The sequence below is a fragment of the Streptomyces turgidiscabies Car8 genome, assembly GCF_000331005.1.
In the GTDB taxonomy this organism is placed as follows: domain Bacteria; phylum Actinomycetota; class Actinomycetes; order Streptomycetales; family Streptomycetaceae; genus Streptomyces; species Streptomyces turgidiscabies.
Map to the genome: position 1 here is coordinate 1 of NZ_AEJB01000449.1, position 548 is coordinate 548.

Here is a 548-nt window from a genome sequence, read left to right on the forward strand (position 1 = left end):
CGCTTCGTGCTGCCCGCCGGACCGCCGCCCCGGGCCCGTCTCACTCCTCACGGCACACCCGCACAGACGGCCGTGCCGTGAGGAGCGACGCTCCTCACGGCACGGGTTCCGCGGCGGGCGTGGTCAGTACCCCGCTTCCACCTCGAACAGGGCGAACGGGCTGGGGCGCCCGGTGTCCTGGTAGGGGCGCAGCGGCGAGGTCGTCCCGCGATGTCCGGCGCCCACCTCCCAGTCGCGGAAGGCGGCCATGCTCTCCCACTCGCTGAGCACCGCGTACGCACCGGGATCGGCCACGTCGCGCAGCAGCTCGTTGCCCAGCAGGCCCGGCGTGCCCGCCAGGTCCTTGCTGATCCGGTGGTACCCCTCCTCGATCTCGGAGACCTGCTCCGCCGTGGCCCGCAGATGCAGCAGGATCCGTACCCGGCCGGGCGCCCCGCTCATCCGGCGACCTTCACCAGGTGCATCATCGCCAGCGACCCGCCCGTGCGGTACGGGTGCAGCTTCTCGCGGTGGGCGACGTGCTCGGCGCTGCTCTCGAAGGCGAGGAA

1 protein-coding gene is annotated in these 548 nt (G+C 73.0%); it reads right to left on the bottom strand.

Annotated features, from left to right (window positions below; translation table 11 throughout):
* Window positions 1-123 precede the first annotated feature (123 nt).
* Entirely contained in the window at window positions 124-441 is a 318-nt protein-coding gene (locus STRTUCAR8_RS32620) for an antibiotic biosynthesis monooxygenase family protein (protein WP_006380475.1), read from the bottom strand.
* Window positions 442-548 lie beyond the last annotated feature (107 nt).

Excerpts from the sequence above, each read along its gene's own strand:
- STRTUCAR8_RS32620 (WP_006380475.1), bottom strand. The coding sequence starts at position 441 with ATGAGCGGGGCGCCCGGCCGGGTACGGATCCTGCTGCATCTGCGGGCC.